Below are 24,924 nucleotides of genomic sequence, written 5' to 3' on the forward strand. Positions count from 1 at the left end.
GCGGCCGGCACGCGGCTCGGCGCGCGCGGTCTTACGCGGCCAGTTCCTCGGCGAGCGCGGCAGCGAAGGCGTCCACGTCGGCCTCCGTGGTGTCGAACGCGCACATCCACCGCACCTCGCCGAGGTCGGCGTTCCAGGTGTAGAAGCGGAAGCGCTTGCGCAGCCGCTCGGCGACGTCCGCGGGCAGCACCGCGAACACGGCGTTTGCCTCGACCGGCCGCGACAGCTCGACCCCGGGGAGCTCCCTGACGGCCGCGGCCAGCCGCCGTCCCATGGCGTTGGCCTGGCGCGCGTTGCGCAGCCACAGGTCACCCGCCAGCAGCGCCTCGAACTGCGCCGAGACGAACCGCATCTTGGACGACAGCTGCATGAACGTCTTGCGGAGGCAGTCGATGCCGCCGGCGGCGTCGGGGTTGAGCACGACGACCGCCTCGCCGTACATCAGGCCGATCTTCGTGCCGCCGAAGGAGAGCACGTCGACGCCCGCGTCGGTGGTCAGGGCGCGCATGGGCACGTCCAGGGCGGCGGCGGCGTTCGTCAGGCGGGAGCCGTCGAGGTGGACGAGCAGCCCCAGGTCGTGGGCGTGGGCGCAGAGCGCGGTCAGCTCGGCCGGGGTGTAGACGGTGCCCAGCTCGGTGGTGTTGGAGATCGACACCACCCGAGGCTGGGCCCGGTGCACGTCGCCGAACCCCCACGCCTGCCGGTCGATCAGCTCCGGGGTGAGCTTGCCGTCGGGCGTGGGCACCGTCAGCAGCTTGATGCCGCCCACCACCTCGGGGGCGCCGCCCTCGTCGGTGTTGATGTGGGCGCTCTCCGCGCAGATGACCGCCTCCCACTGGGCGGTCATGGCGCGCAGCGAGACGACGTTGGCGGCCGTGCCGTTGAACACCGGCCAGGCCCGCGCCCGCTCGCCGAAGTGGTTGCGGAAGACGTCCTGCAGGGCCTCGGTGTAGACGTCCTCCCCATAGGAGATCTGGTGACCGCCGTTGGCCGCGACGATGGCCTGGAGGATCTCGGGGTGCACGCCGGCGTAGTTGTCGCTGGCGAACGCCTTGAGGTGGGGGTCGTGCCGGGGAGTCACGCAGTCAGATCCAATCGCGTACCGTTGATCTCGGTGGCGGGGCGGTCGTAGAGGCCGCCGATCGCCGTGGCCAGGTCACCGACGTCGGTGAAGCCGGGGAACCTCGACTCCGGGCTCTTGGCGCGCATGGCGTCGTTCACCAGGGCCTTGACCACCAGGATCACGGCCGCGCTGGAGGTGTCCCGCAGGGCGTCGGCCAGGGAGAGCGTCCACGCCTCCGCCGCGGCCTTGGCCGCCGCGTAGGCCGCGCCGCCGGCCTCGGGCCGCTGGGCGGCCTTGGCCGAGACGATCACGAAGCGGCCGTTGTCGCTGCGGCGCAGCAGCGGCTCGCAGGCCAGGGACACGTGCTGGAGCGTGCGGATCAGCAGATCGTGCAGCAGGGTCCAGTCGTCGAGGCTGGTCTCGGCGAACGAGCTCGATCCGCGCCACCCGCCGACCAGGTGCACGACGCCGTCGAGGCGCCCGTGCTCGCGGTCGATGCGGGCGGCCAGCTCCTCCACCGCCGCGCGGTCGAGGAGATCGACGTCGTCCTTGTCGACGGCGATCACGGTGTGCCCCTGCTTCCGGAAATATCCGGATACGGCCTCACCGGTGGGCCCTGCGGCCCCGGTAACCAGAATGATCATGCACGAAGTCCCTTAGTCGATTCGACCACATCGGCCAGCTTACGGCGCAGCGCCTCGTAGAACATGCTCAGCGGGAACTCGTCCGCCAGCACCGCGTCCACCTTGGCCTTCTGCTCCTCCGGCAGCGCCTGCACGCCCTGGGCCCAGGTGGAGCCGGGGTGCGGCCGCACGTACCGGCTGACCAGCTCGTACGCCGCCAGCCAGTGCGCCAGCTTGGACCGGTCGATGCCGTCGCGATAGAGCTTCTCGATCTCCCCCCGCAGGTCGGCCACCCCGTCGGCCACCCGGTCCCAGTCGATCGACAGCCGGTTGTCCGTCCACCGCACGATGTCGTTGCGATGCAGGTAGGCGAACAGGAGCTGGCCGCCGAGCCCGTCGTAGTTCCGCACCCGCGCCCCGGTGATCGGGAACCTGAACAGCCGGTCGAACAGGATGGCGAGCTGCACGTACCGGGCGTGCGGCACCCCCCGCTCCGCCAGCTTCACCGCCTCCCCGAACGCGGTCAGGTCGCAACGCAGCTCCTCCAGCGAGTACAGCCAGTACGGCATCCGCTGCTTGATCATGAACGGGTCGAACGGCAGGTCACCGTGGCTGTGGGTGCGGTCGTGCACCAGGTCCCAGAGCACGTACGTGTCCTGCGCCAGCCGCTGCGACGCCAGCAGCCGCTCGGCCTCGGGCGGCAGGTCCAGCCTGAGCGTGTCGGCGGCGGCGCTGGCCACCCGCCGGAACCTGGCGGCCTCCCGGTCGGCGAAGATCCCGCCCCAGGTGAACCGCTCGGGCGCCTGCCGTACGGCGACCGTCTCGGGGAACAGCACGGCCGAGTGCGTGTCGTAGCCGGAGGTGAAATCCTCGAACGCGATCGGCACGAACATCGGGTTGTCGTAGCCGCCCGCCTCCAGGTCGGCCAGCCAGCCGGGCCAGATCGTGCGGATCCAGACGGCTTCCAGGTTGCGGTGGGGGTTGCCGTTCTGGGTGTACATCGGGAAGACCACGACGTGCTCCAGGCCGTCCTCGCGCTGGGTGTCGGGGTGGAAGCGGTCGAGGGAGTCCCGGAAGTCGGGCACGCCGAGGTCCTGGTCGGCCCAGGCGGCGAGGTCCTGCTGGGCGGCCTGGAGGTAGGCGGCGTCCTGGGGGAAATATGGTGATATTTCGCCCAGCTCCTTGGCGATCACGCCCACCAGCGCCTTCGCCCGCTCCTTCTCCTCCGGCACCGACCCGTCCTTGACCTGCAGCGGCCTGAGCTCTTCCACGGCCGCCTTCAGCCGCCGGAACAGGGCCGCCTTCGCCTGGTGGGCGGCGTCGTCACGGCCCTCGGATGCGCCATCCGCGTCCGGGACGCGGGCGGCCCAGGTGATGACGTTCCCCCAGAGGGTGCGATGGTCGTAGTCCTCGATGGAGTCGTCGCCGAACAGGTCGGAGTCGGCGAACACGACCACGCGGCCCCGCCCGTACCGCACGGCGACGGCCAGCGGCGCCCCCGCCGGGTCGGCGGCCGGCGAGGTCGTGAGGAGCACGGTGGCACTCACGTCCGCCCCAGGCGCGGCCGGGGCGGACGCAGCGGAGGTGGACACGGCGGAGGTGGACACGGCGGAGGTCGTGGCGGACGCGGTCGTGGCCGATGCGGCGGTCGCGGGTGCGGGGGTCGCGGGCGCGGTGGACGCGGGCGTGGCGGTCGCAGGCGTGGGGGTGGTCAGGCGTAGGGTGCCGGAGCGGTAGAAGCAGGCCGTGCGGACCCCGGCGAGCAGGCCGTCGGTGGTGGCGCGCTCGGCGAGGACCCAGGTGGCCACGTCCCGGTGCGCGTGCGCGGGGTCGCGTACCGTTGTGTGCTCCACGGCGACCCCGAAGCGTCCGAGCAGCTCGCCGAGGTTGTTGCCGTACTTGTCCTGCTCTTCCTCGGCCAGCACCACCAGCCCGCCGCCGGCGGCGACGTAGTCCTGGACGGCGTCCAGCTCGGCGGCGGTGAAGAGGGGGCTGCCCTGCCCGGTGGTGCGTTCCCACCGCTCCCCCGCCGGATGCGCGATCACCAGTACGTCGGCCCGCGCCAGCACTCCGGGGTCCAGGGCGCCGGAGGTGTGGGCCGTGACCGTGTGTCCCAGGTGCCGCAGCAGCCCGGCGGCGCGGGCGTAGCTGTTGTCGTCGGGGTGGGCGGGGTTGATGGCCTCGGCCACCTCGCGCTGCACGGTCCACGACTCGCTGTGGGCCTCGTCGAACACCACCCGGGGAAACGATCGCATGAAATATCTCCTGTTTCTACCACCTTCTGACGAAAAATATACACATAGTCCCTGCATGCCCATCAAACCCTTACGCGGGCACGCCGGTTCACAGGGGCGACCACCGTAAGCGGCTCCGGACGAGTACGGCCGCCGGCGGGTCAGGACACGTGCACGCTCTGCCTGATGCGGGTCTGGGTGGCGTCGTCGCAGGTGGCCTTGGCGCAGAAGTACATCACGAGCATGGTCTTGGGCTCGCGGTCGATCACGTAGCTCACGAAGCCCAGCCTGGTGCCGGACGCGGGGTCGTGCAGCGAGCCGTCGAAGCGGGTGGCGGGGCTGCTGCCGGCCTGGTCCGGCACGGGCTTGCCGAGGTCGACCTGGCCCGGCAGCAGGGCGTCCATCTTGGCCTTCATCTGCTCGGAGGTGCCGCCGGCGTCGAGGGTGTCGGAGACCTGGACGTACACGCCCGAGGCGCTGTCGGGGTCGTCGGCGACGATCGTGGCGACCGCCGACCAGTCGGCGCCGGGACCGGCCACGAACAGGTCCTCGAACTCGGTGGCATGCGGGGAGACCACCGCGAACAGGTCCTGGTGGGTGCGTACCGTCCATGAGCCGGGATATTCGAACGTGAGCGGCGCGGCGGCGCTGGTCTGGTAGCGGGACCAGGTCTCGGTGCGGTGGCTCGTGATGATCAGCGCGACCAGCACGAGCGCCGCGACCGCGGCGACCAGCGTGGCGGCCACGATCGGGATGCGACCGGGCCGCGCCCTGGGCGCGGAGGGCTGCGTGGGCGGGGAGGGCTGCGTGGGCGGGGACGCCCCGCGCACGGCTGCCGAGGACAGCGCGAACGGGGCGGCGAGCGGCGACCCTGTGTGCGGACCCGAGGAGGGCCCAGACGATGGACCCCGCGATGGGCCCGGCGATACACCCGACGATGGACCGAGTGAGGGCCCCGGCGGATGGGAGGCCGCGTGGGCTCCCTGCACCGGGTACGGCCCCGAATGCGGGCTGGGGCGGGGAACGAAGGGGTGCGGGCCGCTGGTCGGGTCGGGCTGGTTGCCGCTGATCGCGTCACGCAGCGCGGTCACGAACTCCGTGCAGGTCGCGTAGCGCTGGTCGGGCGACTTGGCCAGCGCCCGCATCATCACGTCGTCGGTCTGCGCCGGCAGCTCGGGCCTGAGCTGTGACAGCGGCACCGGCTGCTCGGCGAGGTGGGCCCAGAGCAGCGCGATGTCGTTCTCGCGCTGGAACGGCAGCCGCGCCGCCAGCGCCTCGTAGATCACGCAGGCCAGGGCGTACTGGTCGCAGCGGCCGTCGATGTGCTCCTTGTTGATCTGCTCCGGCGACATGTAACGCGGCGTGCCGATGAACTGGTCGGTCTGGGTCAGCCCCGAGATCGAGGAGCGGTGCTTGGTGATGCCGAAGTCGGTGAGGTAGACGTGGTCGCCGGCGAGCAGGATGTTCGCCGGTTTGACGTCCCGGTGGATCAGGTCGTGCGCGTGGGCGGCGTCGAGCGCGGCGGCGACCTGGGCGAAGATCAGGTTGGCCTGGCCGAGCGGCAGCGGCCCCCGGTCGTAGATGAGGCGGCGCAGGTCCAGGCCGTCGACGTAGCGCATGGCGATGTAGAGCACGCCGTCGGCGTCGGCGTTCGCCTCGTAGATCGGGATGATGTTGGGGTGCTCGATGCTGGCGACCGTCCTGGACTCCAGGATGAACCGCTGCCTGAACCGGTCGTCGACGCTGAGCACCGGGTTGAGGATCTTCAGCGCCACCCGGCGGCTCAACCTCGGGTCGAGTGCCAGGTAGACGACGGCCATGCCGCCCTTGCCGACGATGTCCTCGATGTAGTACCCGGCCACCTCCTGGCCGATGAGCGATCTCTCGTTCAATGGCATCACGTCTCGGTGGGGTGGCCGCAGTAGCCGCAGAATCGGTGCGCGGGACCGAGCCGCATACCGCACGAGGTGCAGTATTTGATCGCCGGGTCGGGCGCGGTCATCACCTGCTGCTGCTGCGGGACCACTTGGAACGGCTGCGAACGCCGTACGACCACGGTCTGGTTGGCGCCGTCGTCGAGCGGTGGACCGGCCGCCAGTGGCTGTGGCGGCTCCGTGGCCTTCTCCGGAGTGCGGCGACGCCACAGCAGATACGCCCCGCCCCCGGCGGCTATGAAAAGTATCCCGGCCGCCAGGATGAACGGCCACAACGGCGTGCTCCTGGCCGGCGCGGTCGCCGCCGACTTCGTGCCCTGGTCCTCCGGGCCGCCGCGCTTGGCCAGCGACGTCTTCAGCAGCGCCGCGGCCACCACGTTGCCGGGATAGAGCTCCAGCACGCGCTGGAAGCCGGGGGCGGCCTCGGTGTAGTAGTTCGTGTGGTAACGGGTCAGCGCCGCCTCGAACGCCGTGTCGATCGCGCCCCTGCGCGGCACCACCTTGGCCGCCGCCAGGAGACCGGTGACCTCCCTGATGCCGATCATCCTGCCCTCTTTGCCGCCGCCCACCAGCAGGCCAATGACGTGGCCGTTCTTGTCGCCGATCACCGGCGCGCCCACCATGCCCTTGTCGGCGAGGCCGCCCAGCTTGACCGGCTCGTCCACCTTGCCTTCCGGGTCGGTGAACGGCCGGCCCGACTCCCCGGCCGCGCCGCCCTTGCCCAGGTGGGCGATCTCGACCGTGTGCGTGACGTTGGGGCCCGGCCGGCCCAGGAACCCCGCCACGTTGGTGGGCGAGCCCTGCTGGTCGGGCACCTTGTCGGCGAGCGGCGCGGTCGGCATGCCGACGCCCCCGGCCAGCGGGGTCACCGGCACCAGCACGGCCGGGCTGTCGGGCTCGGAGCCCGCCTTGATGCACTTGACCTTGTAGCCGTCGGCGCTGGCCGGCGACACGTTGGGGTAGGCCGTGATCTCGGTGGTCACGTTGATGATGCAGGTCGCCGTGGAGCTCATGGGCGGGTAGCAGTCTTGCAGATGACGGTTGAGCAGGTCGTCGGAGATCGTGTGCTTCTCGTCGTCGTCGGGGATCTTCACCTTGTGGTGCTCGGCGAAGATCTTGTTCGCCGAGCGGATCGCGACGTCCTCGGCGTTCACCGCCAGGCGCCGCAGCGCGACGAGCGAGCCGTCGGGGTTGATGACCGTGCCCGTCCCCTGAGCGAACGGGTAGTCGTAGGACCGCTCCACATGTTTGAGCTCGCTGACGTGGTCGAGCAGCGTGATCTCCACGTGGGACACGGCTTCCACCCGCACCACGGCCGGGGTCACCAGGTCGGTGATCCCGCTCGGGTGCTCGTGCGCCGCGACCGGCATCGCGAGCAGCACCAGTGCCGCCACGACGCCTCCGGCCAAAGCTGTGAGGCGCGCCATCTGTCGCTCCCAAAAGCAGGTACGAATCCAGGGTCCCAATCACATGCCGTAAGTCAATAGACCACTACGTAGACAAGCGTTTGCTCGGGGGCATAACGTACCCGGATGGACTGTGCGATCGGCGTCGATGTCGGTGGCACCTTCACCGACGTGGTCCTCCGGGACACGTCGGGCGCGATTTCCGTGGCGAAATGTTTGAGCACCCACTACGACCCCATCGCGGGCATCGTGGCCGGCGTTACGCGTGTGCTTCGCGGGCGCGACCCGGCGCAGGTCACGCGGGTGGTGCACGCGACCACGCTGGCCACCAACGCGGTGCTCGAACGCCAGGGGCTCCGGGTGGCCTTCGTCACGACCTGCGGCTTTCGCGCCACGATCCCGCTCGGCCGCTACGCCCGCGTCGAGGAGGACCGCTACGACCTGCGCTTCTCCCCGCCCCCGCCGCCGGTGGCGCCGGGCGACTGCTTCGAGGTGGTGGAGCGGGTCTCCGCGCGCGGTGACGTGCTCACGCCGCTGGACGAGGGCTCCGTACGGCGGGTCGCGGCGGAGATCGCGCGGCGCGGGATCGCGTCGGCGGCCGTGTGCCTGCTGCACTCCTACGCCAATCCCCGGCACGAACGGCAGGTCGCGGCGATCCTGCGGGAGTCGGTGCCGGACGTGGTGATCTCCTCGGAGGTGTGGCCGGAGATCCGGGAGTACGAACGCGCCACCACCACCATCATGTCCGCATATATCGGTCCATTGATGGCTTCGTATCTTTCGCGGCTCCGGGAGCGGCTGGCGGAGCTCGGGATCGGCGCACCCGTACACGTCATGGAGTCGAGCGGCGGCGTGATCTCCGCCGAACTGGCGGCCAGTCGGGCGGTGGCCACGATCGAGTCGGGCCCGGCGGCGGGCGTGCTCGCGGCGGCCGGGACCGAATTCGCGGACGTGATCTCGTTCGACATGGGCGGCACCACCGCCAAGACCTGCGTGGTGCGCGGCGGGCGGCCGGAGATCACCCACGAGTTCCACGTCGGCGGCAAGGGCAGCTTCGGCGGGCGGCGGGCGGGCACCGGCGTGCCGATCAAGACGCCGTCCATCGACCTGGCGGAGGTGGGCGCGGGCGGGGGCAGCCTCGCCTGGCTCGATCTGGCCGGCGCCCTGCGGGTAGGCCCGCGATCGGCCGGCTCCTCCCCCGGGCCCGCCTGTTACGGCCTGGGCGGCTCCGAACCCACCGTGACGGACGCGAACCTGGTGCTCGGCTACCTGTCCTCGGCCTCCATCCCGCTGTCGCCCGCGCTCGCCGGCCAGGCCCTCGACCGGCTGGCCGGGCCGCTGGGCGTGCCCCGGGAGCGGGCCGCGTACGCCGTGCACGAGATCGTGAGCGCGTCCATGGCCTCGGCCGTGCACGTGGTGACGGTGCAGCGCGGGATCGACCCGCGCGGCTTCGCCCTGGTGGCCTTCGGCGGCGCCGGGCCCATGCACGCGGCCAGGGTGGCCGAGCGGTTCGGGATCGGCACGGTGGTGGTGCCCGCGCACTGCGGGGTGGCCTCGGCGGCGGGCCTGCTGGCGGGCGCCCTCTCGACCGACCGCGTCCTGTCCCGGCTGGACGCCCAGGACCCGGAGGCGGTCCTCGCAGGACTGGCCTCGGACGCGGCCGCGGACCTCGGGGTGTCGCTCGCGGACCCCGGCGTGCGGGTGCTGCGCTCGGTCGACGCCCGTTTCAGGGGCCAGTCCCACGACCTGACCGTCCCCTGGACCGCCGACCGCCAGGCCCTGGAGTCCCGCTTCTTCGCCCGGTACGCCGAGGTGTACGGCATCACGCAGGAAGGCGAGGTCGAGCTGGTGAGCTACCGCGTCCGCGTCACCACACCCGTGGACGGCTCGCACGACGCTCCCCCCGCCCCGCCTCCGTCGCCTGCCCGCCCTCCCCGTACGCGGAGGGCGTACTTCCCCGAGCTGGGCGGCTACACCGACGTGCCGGTCCACACCAGGGACACCATGGGATCGGCCCTGCCGGGTCCGGCCACCGTCGAGGACGCCGAGTCCACGATCGTCGTCCCGCCCGCCTGGACCGCCACCCGCACCGCCGCCGGAGCCGTCCATCTCCTCAGGAGCGAGCGATGAACGACGCCCTCACCGCCGAGGTGCTCAGGAACGCGCTGGTCGTGGCGGCGGAGGAGGCCGGCATCGTGGTGGTGCGCTCGGCGTACTCGACGTTCATCGTCGAGGGCTCCGACGCCTCGGCCGCCATCCTGGACGCCCGGGGCCGCCTGATCGCCCACTCCACGGCCACCACGCTCATGAACAGCATGGCGCTCCGGGCCGCCCTGCCCGAGCTGGTCAAGGACCTCCCGCTCGACACGATGGCGCCCGGCGACGTGTACGCGCTCAACGACGCCTACCGGGGCGGCGTGCACACCAACGACCTGCTCGTCTACCGCCCGGTCTTCGTCGGCAGCATCCCGGCGTACTTCGCCGCCACCATGATCCACGTCTCCGACCTGGGCGGCCTGTCGGCGGGCGGGATGGCCCCGCTGGCCACCGACATCTTCCTGGAGGGCCTCCAGCTCCCCCCGGTGCTCCTGGCCACCGATCGCGGGATCGACCGGGCCATGGAGGCGATCCTGCGGGCCAACAGCCGGACGCCGGACAAGGTGATGGGCGACGTACGGGCTCTGGTGGCCGGCACGGCCGTGGCCGCCGCCCGCCTGGAGGCCCTGATCGGCGAGTACGGCGAGCGTGGCCTGGCGGCGGGCATAGAGGACTACCTGGACTACACCGAGAGCAGGACCCGCACGGCGCTGGCCGAGCTGCCAAGGGGCACGTTCGAGGCCGAGTACCCGATCGACGACGACGGCATAAACCCTGATAAATCGCATCTCGTCCGGGTCACCGTCACCCTCGGCGGCGACCGGGCCGTCCTGGACTTCGCCGGCACCGGCCCCCAGGTGCCCGCCGCGATCAACGCCTCGGCCGCCCAGTCCCTGGCCGCCGCCGTCTTCGCGACCCGCTGCTTCCTGGACCCCACGATCCCGATGAACGAGGGCTGCCTGCGGGCCGTCGACGTACGCCTGCCCGAGGGCTCCCTGCTCAACGCCCGCTCCCCGCACCCGTGCGGCGGCCGCTTCGTCCCCATCTACGCCGCCATGGAGGCCGTCTTCCAGGCCATGTCGGACGCCGTGCCGGAACGGGCGGTGGCCGCCAGCGGGATCCTGCAGCCGTTCTCGATCGCCGGGGTCGGCGCCCCGTACTGGATCCACCTGTCCTACGACTTCGGCGGCGTGGGCGCCCGCCACGGCCTGGACGGCCCGGACGCGACGGGCGTGCACTTCGGCGTGGGCCGCAACTCGGTCCCGCAGGCCGAGCCGGTGGAGAGCCGCTGCCCGCTGATCGTCGAGTCGATCGAGACGATCCCGGACTCGGGCGGCCCCGGCCGCCACCGGGGCGGGCTGGGCACGCGGACGGTCTACCGCTTACTGGCCGACTGCCACGTCACCACCCGCGGCGACCGCCTCCGCCTCGCGCCCCCGGGCCGCGACGGCGGGCTGCCGGGGCGGCTGGGCGGCTTCTTCAAGCGCCACCTGGACGGCACGGTGGAACGCCTGGCGTCGAAGGTGAACAACGTCCGGTTCGCGGCGGGCGAGGCGTTCATCGTGGAGACCACGGGAGGCGGCGGCCTCGGCCCCCCGTCCGAACGCGATCCGGCGGCGATCGAGGCCGACCTCGAAGCGGGCCGCGTGACGGCGCCGGGCGCCGAGCGGGACTACGGGGTCGTCCGGTCGCCGATCTGACCGCGTAGCGCGGGAGCCTCCCCGGCCTCCCCGGCTTCCGAGGCATCGCGGGGCCGCCACGCCTCCGCGCCACGGCGGACCGCCGCGTGGACCGCCCGCGCGACCCTGGCCCCCCACTCCGACCGCGGCCCCCCGAACACCTCCTCCGGCCCCTCCGCGCGCACGGCCACGCACACGGCGTCGGAAGCCGTCCCCGTCCCCTGGAAGCCCGCCTCCACCAGCGCCTGCGACTTGGCCTCCGTGACCGTCATCACCGCGTTGACCAGCGCCGCGTCCGTCATCGCCACCGGCACCACGGTCACGATGTTGACGGTCCCCACCCGGATCGGCGCCAGCTCCGGATCCTCCGTGCCCTCCGGGGCGGCCGCCCAGGTCGGCACGCGCAGGCCCACGGTGGCGTAGCAGGTCACGCCGCCGTCGGAGGCCTTTACATAGCGGTCCACGGAGGCGGCGGTCATCATGCCGACCCCGTCCCCTCCCGGGCCTAACGAGACCAGGTGATCCACCGGGTCCATGCGCGAATATCCCGCCACCACCTGCGCGTTCAGCACCCACTCGCGGACCCCGATGCCGCCGCCCAGGATCGCCGAGGAGATCATCCGCCACCCGGGCCCGAACTCCCACAGCAGCGACCCGAGCCGCACGCCCTCCTCCACCCGGTACGTGAGCCTCATGGCCCCCCTCTCACCAGGTGCACGACGGGCCGCCCGTCCGGGCCCGGCTCGATCTTGACGTGGGCGTCGAAGTGCCGCCCCACCAGTGCCTCGGTGAGCACCTGGGCGGGCGCCCCGGAGGCCGCCGCGCGGCCCTCGGCCAGCAGCAGCAGCGCGTCGGCGTACAGACCGGCGACCGTGAGGTCGTGCAGGGTGGTCACCACGGTCAGGCCGTCGGCCCGCCGTAGCCGGTCCACCAGCTCCAGCACCTGCTGCTGGTGCCCCAGGTCGAGCGCGGTGGTGGGCTCGTCGAGCAGCAGCACGGGCGCCTGCTGGGCGAGCGCCCTGGCCAGCACCACCCGCTGCCGCTCCCCGCCGGACAGCTCCCCCGCGCGGCGCATGGCCAGCTCCGTCAGGTCCAGCCGGTCGAGCACGGACGCGGTCACGTCCCGGTCGTGGCGGCTCTCACGCCCCAGATACGGGATGTACGGGGTGCGCCCGAGCAGCGCGTAGTCGAAGACCGTCATGTCGGGCGGCAGCGCGGGCGTCTGCGGCGCGTAGGCCAGCAGCCGGGCCCGTTCGCGCGGTTTGAGCCCGGCGGCGGGCCGGCCGTCCAGGGTGACCGTGCCCCGGTGCGCGACCAGCCCCATGACCGCCTTGAGCAGGGTGGACTTGCCCGCCCCGTTGGGCCCGATGATCGCCAGCCAGTCGCCGCGGCGCACCCGCAGGTCCACCTCGGCCAGGACCTCGCGGTCCCCGAGCCGTACCGACAGGGCGGAGGTCTCGATCATGTGCTCGCCCGTCGGGTCATGCGCAGCACGCCGACGAAGAACGGCGCCCCCACGAACATCGTCACCACCCCGATCGGCAGCTCGGCGGGCGCGATCACGGTGCGCGCGACGAGGTCGGCCGCGACCAGGAACGCCGCGCCGCCGATCAGCGAGAGCGGCAGCACGATCCGGTACGACCCGCCCGCCAGCCGCCGGACGACGTGCGGGATGACGATGCCCACGAACCCGATCAGCCCGCTCACCGCCACGGCCGCCGCGGTGGCCAGCGACGCCGCCAGCAGCACGGTGAAACGTACCCGTGCGGCCCGAACGCCCAGGCTGGCGGCCTCCTCGTCGCCCACGGACAGCACGTCCAGCATGCGCCCGTGCAGGAGCAGCAGCACGGCGGAGACCGCCGCGTACGGCAGCACCAGCCAGAACTGGTCCCACCCGCCGCCCACGTCGCCGAGGATCCACGAGTAGATGCGCTGCAGCTCCTCCACCTTGAACTGCTGCACGAACGTCTGGATGGCGGTCAGGAACGACGTGACCGCCACTCCCGCCAGCACCAGCGTGGCGGTGCCGCCGGCCCGCCCGGCCGTGTTGCCCAGCGTGTAGGCCAGGAACACGCCGCCCACGGCCCCCAGGAACGCCGCGACCGGGATGCTCCCGGCGGCCGACGGCAGCAGCACGATGGCCACGGTCGTCGCGAGCCCCGCCCCCGCCGCGGCCCCGAGCAGGTACGGGTCGGCGAGCGGATTGCGGAACACCCCCTGGTAACCGGCCCCGGCCACCGCCAGCAGCCCGCCGACCACGGCGGCGACCAGCACCCGGGGCAGCCGCAGCTCGAACAGCAGTCCCTGCTCGACCGGCGCCAGCCCCGAGTCCACGTGCACGAACGGCAGCCAGTCCACCGCCTGGAGCACCACCTGCCACGGCGAGATGTCGGCCGCGCCGTCGAGCAGCCCGGCGACCATGGCGACGGCCAGCACGCCCAGTGCGGCCAGCACCCACAGCGGTCTGGCCCTGGACGGGCCGGCCTGCGCGACCATGGCCGGGTCCCCGGTCAGGCCGCCGCCACCGCGGCGCCGATGGCCTCGGCGAGCTGGACGACGCGCGGCCCCCAGCGGGAGGCGAGGTCGTCGTCGAGCTGGGTCACCTTGTCGTTCTTGACGGCCTTCAGGTCCTTCCAGCCGGGGCGCGCGGCAAGGGTGTCCCTGCTCTGCTGGCAGCACTTGACGTCGGCCAGGAAGATCAGGTCGGGGTCGGCCTGGGCCACGAACTCGGCCGACAGCTTGGGATAGCCGCCCGCCGCGTCCGGCGCCTTGTCGGCGATGTTGGTCAGGCCGAACATGGCGTAGACCTGGCCGATGAACGTCTGCGACGTGGCCGCGTACGGCGTCTGGTCGAGCTCGTGGTAATAGGTGAGCTTCTTGTCCTTGGGCGCCTCGGCGGCCAGCTTGTCCATGGCCGTCTTCATGTCGGACACGACCTCGTCCGCCTTGGCCAGGTTGCCGGTGGCCGCACCGAGCTCGGAGATCTCCTCGTAGGCTTCGTCGAGCCGGGTGGCGGCCGGCTGGAGCAGCACGGGCACGTTCACCTTGCCCAGCTCGGCGGCGATGTGGTCGATGTCGTCGGAGATGACGACGAGGTCGGGCTTCTGGGCGACGATCGCCTCGACGTTCGGCTTGAAGCCCGACAGGGCGGTCTTGGGGGCCTCCGGCGGGTAGTTCGACCGGTCGTCGACCGCGACCACCTGGGAGCCGGCGCCGATGGCGAACAGCGTCTCGGTGTGGGTGGCCGACAGCGAGACGATGCGCTCCGGCTTCCTGGCGATGGTGACCTGGCCGTTGCCCGCCTCGATCGTGACGGGGAAGCCCGCCGCCGGGGCGGAGCTTGCGGGGGCGGGGACGGGAGTCGGGGCGGTGGGGGCGTTCTGGCCGCAACCGGCCAGAACGAGCGTTCCCAGCAGCGCACCCGCGAAGACCGTGCGTACGGGCCTCACGAGGTTTCCTTTCACACTGTTCGGAACCGAGGGACCCGCTGGGAGAGCGACGGATCACCCTTTTCCACGAGGGTTGACGACGTCGGCGCGGCGGCAGGCGACCTGGCTATGACAGTTGCGGGACAGCGCCGGATTCCCACCGGACTTCGCTGCAACGCTGCGCGTCGGACAAACGCTATCAATCCCCGTACTCTCCCGGCGTCAAGGGGCCAGTTGGGCCTCCGCCTCGGCGATGATCCGCTGGAGCCGGAGCCCGTGGGCGGCGTCGAGGGGATGCCCGCCGCCGTCGCGCACGGTTTTGGCGAACTCGGCGGCCACGTTGTCCAGGGGGTCGTCGTCGAAGGCCGGGAGCACGGCGCTGCCGGTGCGGCCGTACACGGCGATCGTGGCGGGCGGCAGGTCGCCGGTGGCGGCCATGCACAGGGACACCTCGCTGACGGCGCCGCCCTCGTGCTCCAGCAGCAGCCCGGTCCAGCGCAGCGGGTCGCCGTGCGCGCGCACCCCGGTCACCCTGCCGAGGGCGGCGTCGAGCAGGTCGATCACGTGCGGCCCGACGTCCAGCAGCGCGCCGCGGGCCAGCCGCCAGGGGGTGGAGAACGGGTGGCCGCCGAGAAGCACGCTGGAGATGTTCGCGGCGTGGCCGCCGAACGCGCCGATCTCGGCGCAGCGGGCCAGGAAGGCGCGCGTCTGCACGGCGTAGCGCATGGTGAGCACCATCTGGGAGGCCACGCCCGCCTCCGCGACCGCCTCGGCCAAGCGGCGGGCGTTGTCCAGCGAGTCGGCCAGCGGCTTCTCCAGCAGCAGCGCCTTGCCCGCGCGGGCGGCACGCACGCCGAGGTCGGCCTGGACGGCGGGCGGCACGCAGAACGCCACCGCCTCGCAGGCGTCGAACAACTCCTCGATCCTGGTGAACACCGGCACGCCGAGCCGGGCGGCCTGCTCGGGGCGGCGGGCCCACACTCCGGCCAGCCGCGTGTGCGGCCCCCGGGCCAGCATCGGCGCGTGCGCCCGCTCGGCCCACGGACCCGCTCCGACCAACCCGACCGACACCGGAGTGTAGGGCTCCATATGTCCTCCTAAGTACGGCTATGTGCCGACCTTAGTGGTCAAGGGTGGTCGCGCTCCGGCCGGTGCCCGTCACCAGCGTGATCTCGCCGTCGAAGCGGCCGCGCCGAGGCGCACCCAGCCGTGCTCGTCGAAGAACGCCGCCTCGCCGTCCGTCGCCTGGCGCACCCAGAGCTCCATGGCGCCCAGTCTCGCACCGGAGCAAGCGCTTGGTAAGCCCTCGGCTAGGCTGGTGGTTCGGGGAAGCGGTCGGGAGGCGTCGTGCGGCGGTTGAGGTTCGGGGCGGTGGTACGGGAGGCCGAGTCGGGGCGGGCCTGGGCCGAGCGGGCCAGACGGCTCGAAGGGGCCGGGTTCGAGGTGCTACTGGTGCCCGATCACCTGGTCGGGGCCCGGTTCGCGCCCATCGCCGCGCTCACCGCGGCCGCCTGCGCCACCAGCCGGCTGCGGGTGGGGACGCTGGTGTTCGCCAACGACTTCCGGCATCCGGCCGTACTGGCCAAGGAGGCCGCCACCCTCGACCTGCTCTCCGGCGGGCGGCTGGAGCTGGGGATCGGGACGGGCTGGATGGCGGGCGACTACGCGGGCGCCGGGCTGGCGCTGGAGCCGCCGGGGACCCGGATCGACCGGCTGCGGGAGGCGCTCACCGTACTCAAGGGGCTCTGGGCGGACGGTCAGTTCAGCTTCGAGGGGCGGCACTACCGCATCCGCGACCTCGACCAGCACCCCAAGCCGATACGCAGGCCGCACCCGCCGCTGCTGCTCGGCGCGGGCGGGCGGCGGATGCTGCGGCTGGCGGCCGAGGAGGCGGACATCGTGAACATCGCGACGCGGGTGCGCCCCGACGGCGGCGGGCCCGACCCGCGCGACGGCGGCCGGGCGGCGTTCCTGGCCAAGCTCGACCTCCTGCGCACGGCCGCCGCCGGTCGCTACGAGCGCCTGGAGCTGGGCACGAGCGTGCTCCAGGTGGGCGAACCGGCGGCGAGGGAATCGTGGAGCGCCGCCGCCGACGGCCCGGCGCTGGACGGGACACCCCAGGCGCTGCTGGGGACACGCCACGACCTCGCCGAACAGATCCGCTACTGGAGGGACGAGCACGACATCTCGTATTTCGTGCTCCACCACGAGCGGGACCTCCCGGCCTTCACCCCCGTCGTGGAGGAACTGGCCACGCGGGGATGATCCCGCCGCCACCTGAAGCAGGGCCGCGGCCGGCCGTGCCGGATGATGGACTGCATGAATGAGATGCTGTTGCTCCGACACGGTGAGACCGAATGGAGCAAGGCGGGTAAGCACACCGGACGTACAGACCTGCCTTTGACGGAGCACGGCGAGGACCAGGCCAGGGCGCTGGCGCCACTGGTCAAGGGAGAGCCCTTCGACCTGGTGCTGGTCTCCCCCGCCGGGCGGGCCAGGCGCACGGCGGAGCTGGCCGGGCTGACCGGCTACCGGGTGGACGCCGACCTGTGGGAGTGGGACTACGGCGGCTATGAGGGGATCACCACGGCGGAGATCAGGCAGACCCGGCCCGAGTGGTACCTGTGGCGCGACGGCGTGATCCCCGGCGACGCCGAGCACCCCGGCGAGAGCGCGGCCGAGGTGGCAGCCCGCGCCGACCGGGTGATCGCGCGGGCCGAGCAGGCCCCGGGACGGGTGGCGCTGGTCGCGCACGGCCACTTCCTGCGCGTGCTGGCGGCCCGCTGGCTGGGCCTGGATCCGGCGGAGGGCAGGCTGTTCAAGCTCGACACCGGCACCTATTCGCGGCTCGGCTACGAGCACGACGAGCCGGTGCTGCTGACCTGGAACGCCCCGGCGGGGTGAGAGCCGGTCAGCTGACCTTGGCGCGCAGGGCCGACTCGTGCAGCGCCCTGCTCACCAGCCAGCCGCGTAACGATCCCAGGCTGGGATCGTAGGAGAGCGGTTGTTCCCACAGGGCCACGAAGACGCTCTGGGTGACCTCCTCGGCGCACGACTGGCTGCCGCTGACCTTGACCGCGACTCCGTAGACGTATGAGCCGTGCTGGTCGTACGCGTCGGCCAGAGCGTCGAGGTCACCGGCCGTCAGCCGGGCGCACAGGTCCATGTCGCTCATCAGTCGCACCCCAGGGTGGCAGCGGCGTGGATCAGGTCACGGGCGAGGGCGGGGTCTCCTTCCGCGGCGTACGGGAAGGAGCCGGGCGCCCACCGGTTGCCCAGCAACCGGCAGAAATCCACCGCGTCGGCCGAGATGATCACGGCGACGTGGTCGGAGGCCGGTGACAGCGGGACGGTCCAGCTGCCGCCGCCGGGCCCGGTCAGCACCACGGTGGCGGAGACGTCGCGGCGCGGCCCCTTCAGCGCGCGGCAGCAGGGCCAGCCCGAACTCCGCGATCATGTGCACGTGCTCGGCGCGCGGCGCGGAGCCGGCCCGGTCGGTGGCGGCCCTGATGTCCTCGGCGTGCGTCCACGTCTCGAACGTGCGCTGCACCATGGCCTGGCGCAGCGGCGCCCGGGCGGGCCGCGCCCCGGCCAGCGCCACCTCGACACCCAGCAGCACCTCGCTACTGGCGGAGACCCGCGCCAGCAGGGACCCGGCCTGCTCGCGCCAGCGCCGGTGAGCCGGCGTCACGGCCGGGCGCGGCACGCCCGTGAAGCGGGCCCCGAGGAAGCGGGCCACGGTCGCGTCGTTGTCCGCCAGGTGCTCCACCAGGCCCCCGACCGTGCCGTGCTTGGCGATCGGGGCCTCCCACTGGGGCTCGCTCAGCTCGGCGAGCAGGTCGTCCATGAGCGCCACCTGCTCGGCGTACGGCACCGCCACGGTGGACACCCCGAGCACCGCGGGGCTGCGGCGGCGGCGCGCCATCGACAGGACCGCCTCACGCAGCGTGGGCGGCGGCGCCACCGCCGGGTCCGGCTCGTCGAGGAGCGCGATGGCCGCGCCGCAGTCGGGGCACGAGGCGACGTGCTCGTCGGGGCTCTGCCCGTTGTAGAGGTATGACTCCGTCATGGCCACCTCCGCAGCCGACGCTAGTCCGGCCGGCCCACCGGCGCCAGGCGGCAACCGGGGTACGGTGCCAGAAGCGTCTCACGCCAGCGGCCATCCAGATAGTCGCGAGCCCGATTACCCCAGGCGAGCAGCCGGGAATCGGGGGTCACCTCGTCGTCGAGGCCGAGCGCGGCGTCGCGGGCCCGCTGGGTGGCCAGGTGGTCGTCGAGCGAGACGGCCCAGAGGATGACCGCCTCGGTGTCGCAGAAGAGCACCTCGTACAGGCCGACCAGGGTGTGGCCGTGCTCGGCGAGCAGCGGGGCGGAGAAGCGCAGGTCGTCGATGTCGGACAGGAACAGCCGCCGGTCCACCCCCTGGTAGATCTCCATCATCTGCCGCCAGCCGCCCTCCCAGCCGCCGTGGCAGTCCCACAGCGTGACGACCCTGAACTGGGGGTGGCCGGTGATGCCGACCGCGTAGAAGGCGCCGACGAGGTTGATCTCGCGGGACCTGATGGACATGCCGGAGGTGAGCGTGGGCGCGGCGAGGGTCTCGTCCTCGCGTTTGTAGCGGGTCAGCCAGGCTGAGGTATTCCCGCGGGCGCCTGGAGTTCATGGGCCTGAAGTCGACCTCTTCGAGCAGGTGGATCGCGCGCCGCACGGCGCCTCCTCTACCAAGCGGTTGCTCGGCATGAGGATAGCGATCAGGCCAGCGCCTGGGAAGGTTGCGGCCCGCGGCCCGTGAGCCACTCCAGGACCCGGCGGTGCCCGTGGGCCGCGTCCTCGAAGTGGCCCCAGTGCCAGTAGCGGGGCTGGTCCCGGATGCCGGTCACCCAGGTGCGGTAGGAGATGGAGGCGCCCGTGGCGGCGGGCGCGACTCCGTAGGTGCGGATCACGACCTTGCCGCCCGGCGCGAACAGCACGTCGTCGGCGATCGGATAGAGGTTCAGCTGGTCGAGCATGTCCTGATCCTGTCGGCCGTACGAGGCCGGACGGTTACGCCTCCGGCGCGCCCCCGTAAAGCAGGCGCGCCGGAGGTTACAGCACCGTTAACGGGCCGGGCCGCCGGCGGGCAGGCCGCCGTCAGACGAGCAGGCCGTCGAACTCTCCGTCCTTTACCCCGAGCACCAGGGCCCGGATCTCGTCGCGGGTATAGATGAGGGCAGGGCCGTCGGGGAAGCGCGAGTTGCGTACCGCGATCCCGCCGTCGGGAAGCTCGGCGAGTTCCACGCAGTTGCCCTGCGAGTTGCTGTAGCGGCTCTTGCGCCACGCGACCTGCGTCAGGTCCGCCGCGGGCATGCCGTTGTAGGTCTGGTTCATCTACATCTTTCTGAGAAGACCGCCGATGAGCTCGACGGTGCCCCCTGGCGTGGTGCTCTCCACGCACAGTTGCTCCATAGCCGTGAGATACGGGTCGATGTCCTCACGCTTGTCCAGGTACAGGGCACCCCAGAGCTGCTCGACGTAGACAACGTCCGACAAGTCGGACTCGGGAAACCGCAAGATGCTGAACGCGCCCCCTTCAGCGGCATGCTTGCCGAACTTGAAGGGCATCACCTGAATGGTGATGTTGGGAAGGGCAGCGACTTCGAGCAGATGCTGGAGCTGCTCGGACATGACCTCCCGCCCGCCGATGGTCCGCTTGAGCGCCGCCTCGTCGATGACGGCCCACAGGCGGGGGCCGTCCTTCTGGGTGAAACGCTCCTGACGCTGCATGCGCATATGCACACGGCGTTCTATTTTGTCCGGGGTTGCATCGGGGTTGCCAAGCTGGAAGACCGAGCGCGCATAGGCGGCCGTCTGCAGCAGGCCCGGCACGAACTGCACCTCATAGGTACGGATCACGCTGGCGGCCTCCTCCAGGCCCACGTACGTGGTGAACCACGTGGGTAACTCGGCCGAGTACTTGTGCCACCACCCGGGGGTGTTGGCCTCGCGAACCATCTCCAACAGGGCACGGCGCTCGGAATCGTCGACGACGCCGTACAGGGTGAGCAGGTCTTCCACATCACGTGTCTTGAAGCCGACGCGGCCGAGCTCCATGCGGCTGATCTTGGACTCGGACGCCCGGATGTGGAATCCGGCTTGTCCACGGTCGAGCCCGCTCGCCTCACGCAGGCGCCTTAGACTCGCCCCGAGCATGATGCGCCGAACGGTCGAACCGGATCCGGGCGGATCAATGGACACGTGCTGCTCCTTGGTCGTTTCCTTGCGAGACAGTCTGTCACTTCACGGCCGATAGATCATGGGCCGCGGACAAGATCCCCTTTCCCCCATATTGACCATTTGATGGCAACCGTATCGTGTGCACGGATTGTCTGCACGTGCATTCGCTCTTGCACCTGCACGAGAGTTTGAAGCAGAATGATCAAGTGCAATCCACCACGGCGACCGGCGAGTGGACCACGTTCGACTGGTGGCCTCCTGTCGGCTGGTGGCCGGAGGCGGCCCGCGACCTGCTGGTCCCCGGACCGGCGGGGAGCGCCACGTTCGTGCTCCCGCCCACGGCGTCCTCCGTCCACGCCGCCCGCGCCTTCACCACCGGCGTGCTCACCGGCTGGGGACTGGCCGAGCTGATCGAGAACATGGAGCTGGTGGTCTCCGAGCTGGCGACCAACGCGCTGCGCCACGGGCTGTGCCTGGACGACCCGCGCCGCGAGCGTGCGGTCCACATGTCCCTCGTGCGCCGCGGCCCCCTCGTGACCAGCGCCTTCACCGATCCAGGCGCCTCGGTGCCGGTGCTGCGATACCCTGGCCCCCTTGACACCGGCGGCCTCGGACTCCACATCGTCGAATCAATCAGCCTCCGCTGGGGTTGGTCAGCACTCGCACCACACGGAAAGATCGTCTGGGCGGTCCTCTCCTGACCGGCGGTGATCTGCATTACCGTGGATGGTCATGGCTCACGGTGAGTCCCAGCGCGCGACCCCATGAGAGTGCTGACAGATGGAAGATCACCTGCTCGGCTGGCTGCGAACACTAGACGAAGACCGACTCGGCCGTGTCCTGGCCAACCGGCCCGATGCCATCGCCGCCCCCTGGCCGCGCCGGCTCGACACCCTGGCCCAGCGACTCGGCAACGGCTTCGCCGTGATGGAGACCCTGCGGCGCCTGCCGCTGCCCTGCCTGCAGCTCGCTGAGGCGGCGCTGGCCATGAGCCGCCCCACGGCCGAGCGGCTGGCGACCTTCGTCGCCGCCCGCCCCGACGAGGTGACCCGCTGGCTCGAACACCTCTATGACCACGCGCTGGCCTGGCCGGACGGCGAGGGGGTGATCCATCTCGCCGAAGGGGTCGCGCGCTGGTGGTCCGCCCCGCTCAGCCTCGGCGAGCCGCTCGACCACTACCTCAACTCCTGGACGATCAGCAACGACGCCCTGCACGCGCTCGCGCGCAACCTCGGCCTGCCCGCGCAGGGCAACAAGCGCCGCGTCATCACCCGGGTCACCGAGGCGCTCAGCGACAATGAGCGCGTCACCGCGTTGATGCGAAACGCCCCCGACGGCACGGTGCCGCTGCTCGACCGCTTCGCCTGGGACGGGCCCGCGCTCAACATCGACGGCGGCGCGTTCGTCAGCCCCGGCACGCCGGAGAAATGGTGCGCCGACCACGGCCTGCTCTTCCGGCCGAGCTGGCACGTCGCCGAGATCCCCCGCGAGGTGGCGATCTGCCTGCGCGGCCCCGGCTACCACCCGCCCTTCCTGCCCGACGGGCCCGAGGTGGCCACGATCCCGGTCGACCCCGAAGAGGTCGACCACCTGATGACGCTGGCCGCGCCGCACGTGGTGGAGCGGTGCGCGGCGCTGCTCGACAACGCCTCCAAGACCCCGCTGCCACTGCTCAAGACCGGCGGCGTGGGGGTGCGCGAGGTCCGCAGGGTGGCCAAGGAGACCGGCTGCGACGAGGACGAGACCCGCCTGCTGCTGGAGGTCTGCGCGGTGGCCAGGCTGCTGGCCTGGGACGATTCGTCCGGCGGCATGATCCCCACCGAGCGCTTCGACCGCTGGCGGCTCGACGAGGGCTCGGCCCGGCTGCGGGTGCTGCTGTCGGCCTGGTGGCGCATGGAGCGGTCGTCGCTGCGCAAGGTCGACGGCAAGTACGGCACGGTGCTCGGCGACGACCCCGCCGGCAGCGTGATGGCCCGGATCCGCCGGGCCGTGCTGTCGGTGCTGGCCCACCTGCCCGCCGGCATGGCCTTCGCCGACCGGACCAGTCTCGCGCGCAACGTGCACTGGCACGCCCCGCTGATCGACCGCGAGCTGCTGTTCGCCTGCACGCCCGCGGTGCTCGACGAGGCCAGGCTGCTCGGCCTGCTGGCCAACGACTCGCTCACCGACCTCGGCCGGGCGCTGGCCGGGCTCACCGCCCAGCCGGGTGACGAGAACGACGACTCCGTACCGATGATCGAGCACGATCCGGTGCTGGCCGAGGCGGCCACCCGGGCGCTGGCGAGCGTGCGCAGGAGCGCGCTGTTCGGCCCCGACCTGACCGCGGTGGTGACGGGACCGCCGTCGGCGGAGCTGGCGGCGCTGCTCGACCGGGTCGCCGAGCGCGAGTCGCGGGGCGCGGCCTCGGTGTGGCGCTTCACCACCGAGAGCGTGCGCCGCGCGCTCGACCACGGTCACGAGGCCGACGACCTGCTGGACGAGCTGGCCACGGTGGGCACCATCCCGCAGCCGCTGGAATACCTCGTACGCGACACCGCCCGCCGGCACGGCGAGGTGACGGTCAGCACGGTCGGCTGCGTCATCCAGGCGGGCGACCCCGCCCTGCTCGCCGAGATCGCCGCGCACCGGCGGCTGGGCCGGCTCGGCCTGCGGCTGCTGGCCCCCACGGTGCTGGTGAGCGGGGTCGGAGCCGAGCGCACGCTGGCCGCGCTGCGCGAGGTCGGCTACTCACCGGTGCCCGTCTCCGACACCGGCGAGATCACCATTCACCGGGCCAGGGCCGAGGAGCCGCCCAACGGCAAGCTGATCCTGCTGCCCGGCGGCCAGGTGGCCGAGCTGTCCGACTTCCCCGGCCTGGCCGAGGCGCCGCTGCACATGCTCGCCGAGCCGCCGCCCGATCCGCACGAGCACGCCCGCCGGCTGCTGGCCACCCGGCAGGACGCCGAGAAGGGCGGCCGCACCTGGGCGGTCATCGGCCGGATGGCGACGCGGTTGCCGACGGCGCAGCAGTCGCTGCTCGGGTTCGTGGTCGACCGCGGGGTCCGCGCGGGCATCACGCTGACCGGCGGGCTGACCGCCACGATCAGCCACGGCGAGCTCAAGGGCGGCGCGCTGGACGCCTGGTGCGAGGAGGCAGGGGACTACCTGGAGTTCCCCCTCGCCGAGATCGTCGAGGTCAGGGGAGCTTACTAGCCTTCCCGAGGTTGGCCACCAGCCCCTCCAGGAAGGCCGCGTAGCCCTGATAGCTGAAGGGCGCCTCGGCGTTCCACGGGTAGAGCTGCCCCGCCTCGACCGCGGGCAGCTTGGCGAAGGTGGGCTTGGCCAGCATCTCCTCGGGCTTGAGCGACTGCGTACGCGTGTCGTAGAGGATCACGTCGGCGGCGTACGTGTCCGCGTTCTCCCAGCTCAGCGACTGGAAGAAGCCGCCCTCGTCCACCTGCGACGGCTTGACGACGTCCAGGCCGGCCGCCATCAGGTGCATGATGTCCGGATATTCGGGCGGGTTGACCACCCACATCGTGTCGGGGCCGCCGGACATGAACAGGATCTTGAGGTCCTCGAACTTCGCGAGCTCCTTGGTGGCGGCCTCCATCCGCGCCTTGGCCTCGGGCACGCCCCGCATGCCGGCGCCGAGGGTCCTGGCCAGCTCCTCGTAGCGGCCGATCACCTCGGTGGCACTGCGCCCGGTGAGCATGATGCCGACGGTGGGGGCGACCTGCTCGATGGTGTCCTTGGACTTCTCGGGCACGTACCAGAGGGCGCCCTTCTCGTACATGCCGCTGACCAGCAGGTCGGGCTGGAGGGAGATGTACTGCTCGACGTTGAACTCGTCCCACACGTTGCCCAGGCCCACGACCTTGGCGAGGTCGACGTTGCCGACCTGCGGGTCCCTGCTGCCGTCCTTGAGCTTGTGCGGGCCGAAGACGGCGATGGGGCGCACGCCGAAGTCCCACAGGGCCGCGGCGGCGCCCACCTGGGCGACGATCCTGGCGGGGCGGCCGGGCTGGTCGAGCTTCGTACCGCGGTCGTCGGTGAACGTCCAGCGCTGGGCCGGGGCCGCTCCCGCGCCGGGCGTGGCCTGCTGTGGCTCGTCGCCGCAGGCCGCCAGCGTCACGGCCGCCGTGAGGCCCATCGCCGCCGACAGGAATCCCCTGCGTGCCAGTACCGGTCCTGACATGTGCGCTCCTAAGGTTAGGCTTGCCTCACTAAGTGGTCATGAGATTAGCCTTACCTAAGTTCGAATGCCA

At 71.9% G+C, this 24,924-nt stretch carries 23 protein-coding genes; 6 read left to right on the forward strand and 17 right to left on the reverse strand.

From position 1 onward, the window contains the following. Window positions 1–31: 31 nt before the first annotated feature. From BLS95_RS20585 to BLS95_RS20610, 5 genes are all read right to left on the reverse strand, one after another. The gene (locus tag BLS95_RS20585; RefSeq protein ID WP_090933624.1) at window positions 32–1,081 is read right to left on the reverse strand and encodes a threonine aldolase family protein; all 1,050 of its coding nucleotides are present in this window, start codon (window positions 1,079–1,081) and stop codon (window positions 32–34) included. Next, window positions 1,078–1,707 (reverse strand): SDR family NAD(P)-dependent oxidoreductase, encoded by a 630-nt coding sequence (locus tag BLS95_RS20590; RefSeq protein WP_090933626.1) that lies wholly within the window; start codon window positions 1,705–1,707, stop codon window positions 1,078–1,080. Before BLS95_RS20590 ends, BLS95_RS20585 begins: the two co-directional genes overlap by 4 nt. Then, window positions 1,704–3,941, reverse strand: coding sequence for a DUF6421 family protein (locus tag BLS95_RS20595; protein ID WP_245765183.1), 2,238 nt, complete (start codon window positions 3,939–3,941; stop codon window positions 1,704–1,706). The genes BLS95_RS20590 and BLS95_RS20595 overlap by 4 nt, the downstream gene beginning before the upstream one ends. Window positions 3,942–4,081: 140 nt before the next feature. Continuing rightward, entirely contained in the window at window positions 4,082–5,818 is a 1,737-nt protein-coding gene (locus tag BLS95_RS20605; protein WP_090933628.1) for a serine/threonine protein kinase, read from the reverse strand. Further along, entirely contained in the window at window positions 5,818–7,281 is a 1,464-nt protein-coding gene (locus BLS95_RS20610) for a hypothetical protein (protein WP_090933630.1), read from the reverse strand. Before BLS95_RS20610 ends, BLS95_RS20605 begins: the two co-directional genes overlap by 1 nt. Before the next feature lie 105 nt (window positions 7,282–7,386). Here BLS95_RS20610 and BLS95_RS20615 point away from each other — a divergent pair, with 105 nt between their 5' ends. Continuing rightward, entirely contained in the window at window positions 7,387–9,390 is a 2,004-nt protein-coding gene (locus tag BLS95_RS20615; RefSeq protein WP_090933632.1) for a hydantoinase/oxoprolinase family protein, read from the forward strand. Then, window positions 9,387–11,057 carry a hydantoinase B/oxoprolinase family protein gene (locus tag BLS95_RS20620; RefSeq protein ID WP_090933634.1) on the forward strand — a complete coding sequence of 557 codons (1,671 nt, stop codon included), beginning with the start codon at window positions 9,387–9,389 and terminating at the stop codon, window positions 11,055–11,057. Before BLS95_RS20615 ends, BLS95_RS20620 begins: the two co-directional genes overlap by 4 nt. Here BLS95_RS20620 and BLS95_RS20625 read toward each other — a convergent pair. The 5 genes from BLS95_RS20625 to BLS95_RS20645 form a co-directional block, all read right to left on the reverse strand. Next, window positions 11,030–11,731, reverse strand: a complete 702-nt coding sequence (locus BLS95_RS20625; protein WP_090933636.1) for an adenosylcobinamide amidohydrolase — start codon at window positions 11,729–11,731, stop codon at window positions 11,030–11,032. The two genes, BLS95_RS20620 and BLS95_RS20625, sit on opposite strands and share 28 nt — an antisense overlap. Continuing rightward, window positions 11,728–12,501: an ABC transporter ATP-binding protein gene (locus BLS95_RS20630; RefSeq protein WP_090933638.1), complete on the reverse strand. Its 774-nt coding sequence runs from the start codon at window positions 12,499–12,501 to the stop codon at window positions 11,728–11,730. Before BLS95_RS20630 ends, BLS95_RS20625 begins: the two co-directional genes overlap by 4 nt. After that, a complete protein-coding gene (locus tag BLS95_RS20635; protein ID WP_176993293.1) occupies window positions 12,498–13,532 on the reverse strand; it encodes a FecCD family ABC transporter permease in 1,035 nt (344 codons plus the stop codon). Before BLS95_RS20635 ends, BLS95_RS20630 begins: the two co-directional genes overlap by 4 nt. Window positions 13,533–13,546: 14 nt before the next feature. Next, entirely contained in the window at window positions 13,547–14,485 is a 939-nt protein-coding gene (locus BLS95_RS20640; RefSeq protein WP_090933640.1) for an ABC transporter substrate-binding protein, read from the reverse strand. A gap of 201 nt (window positions 14,486–14,686) precedes the next feature. Continuing rightward, window positions 14,687–15,553, reverse strand: a complete 867-nt coding sequence (locus BLS95_RS20645) for a Gfo/Idh/MocA family protein (protein WP_090933642.1) — start codon at window positions 15,551–15,553, stop codon at window positions 14,687–14,689. 258 nt (window positions 15,554–15,811) lie between these two features. Here BLS95_RS20645 and BLS95_RS20650 point away from each other — a divergent pair, with 258 nt between their 5' ends. Further along, window positions 15,812–16,729: a TIGR03621 family F420-dependent LLM class oxidoreductase gene (locus tag BLS95_RS20650; protein WP_090933644.1), complete on the forward strand. Its 918-nt coding sequence runs from the start codon at window positions 15,812–15,814 to the stop codon at window positions 16,727–16,729. Between the two features lie 54 nt (window positions 16,730–16,783). After that, window positions 16,784–17,368, forward strand: coding sequence for a histidine phosphatase family protein (locus tag BLS95_RS20655; protein ID WP_090933646.1), 585 nt, complete (start codon window positions 16,784–16,786; stop codon window positions 17,366–17,368). Window positions 17,369–17,375: 7 nt separating this feature from the next. Here BLS95_RS20655 and BLS95_RS20660 read toward each other — a convergent pair whose 3' ends face one another. The 6 genes from BLS95_RS20660 to BLS95_RS20685 form a co-directional block, all read right to left on the reverse strand. Continuing rightward, window positions 17,376–17,639 carry a sigma factor gene (locus tag BLS95_RS20660; protein WP_090933648.1) on the reverse strand — a complete coding sequence of 88 codons (264 nt, stop codon included), beginning with the start codon at window positions 17,637–17,639 and terminating at the stop codon, window positions 17,376–17,378. 36 nt (window positions 17,640–17,675) lie between these two features. Then, entirely contained in the window at window positions 17,676–18,533 is an 858-nt protein-coding gene (locus BLS95_RS20665; protein WP_090933650.1) for a maleylpyruvate isomerase mycothiol-dependent enzyme family protein, read from the reverse strand. Window positions 18,534–18,553: 20 nt separating this feature from the next. Continuing rightward, window positions 18,554–19,033, reverse strand: a complete 480-nt coding sequence (locus BLS95_RS20670; RefSeq protein ID WP_245765184.1) for a hypothetical protein — start codon at window positions 19,031–19,033, stop codon at window positions 18,554–18,556. Between the two features lie 182 nt (window positions 19,034–19,215). Beyond that, window positions 19,216–19,473, reverse strand: a complete 258-nt coding sequence (locus BLS95_RS20675) for a hypothetical protein (protein ID WP_090933652.1) — start codon at window positions 19,471–19,473, stop codon at window positions 19,216–19,218. A 121-nt stretch (window positions 19,474–19,594) separates the two neighbouring features. After that, window positions 19,595–19,831, reverse strand: a complete 237-nt coding sequence (locus BLS95_RS20680; protein ID WP_043632079.1) for a DUF397 domain-containing protein — start codon at window positions 19,829–19,831, stop codon at window positions 19,595–19,597. After that, entirely contained in the window at window positions 19,832–20,653 is an 822-nt protein-coding gene (locus BLS95_RS20685) for a helix-turn-helix domain-containing protein (RefSeq protein WP_218135910.1), read from the reverse strand. It lies immediately after the preceding gene. A 230-nt stretch (window positions 20,654–20,883) separates the two neighbouring features. Here BLS95_RS20685 and BLS95_RS20690 point away from each other — a divergent pair, with 230 nt between their 5' ends. Together BLS95_RS20690 and BLS95_RS20695 are read left to right on the forward strand one after the other, a co-directional pair. Then, complete coding sequence (locus tag BLS95_RS20690; protein WP_090933656.1) at window positions 20,884–21,378, forward strand: ATP-binding protein; 495 nt, start codon at window positions 20,884–20,886, stop codon at window positions 21,376–21,378. Window positions 21,379–21,457: 79 nt separating this feature from the next. Beyond that, window positions 21,458–23,869: a helicase-associated domain-containing protein gene (locus BLS95_RS20695; protein WP_090933658.1), complete on the forward strand. Its 2,412-nt coding sequence runs from the start codon at window positions 21,458–21,460 to the stop codon at window positions 23,867–23,869. On the opposite strand, the gene BLS95_RS20700 is transcribed toward BLS95_RS20695, so the two are convergent. Beyond that, window positions 23,853–24,854 (reverse strand): ABC transporter substrate-binding protein, encoded by a 1,002-nt coding sequence (locus tag BLS95_RS20700; RefSeq protein ID WP_090933660.1) that lies wholly within the window; start codon window positions 24,852–24,854, stop codon window positions 23,853–23,855. The two genes, BLS95_RS20695 and BLS95_RS20700, sit on opposite strands and share 17 nt — an antisense overlap. Window positions 24,855–24,924: the final 70 nt, after the last annotated feature.

The sequence above is a fragment of the Nonomuraea jiangxiensis genome (genome assembly GCF_900099965.1).
Lineage (GTDB): Bacteria > Actinomycetota > Actinomycetes > Streptosporangiales > Streptosporangiaceae > Nonomuraea > Nonomuraea jiangxiensis.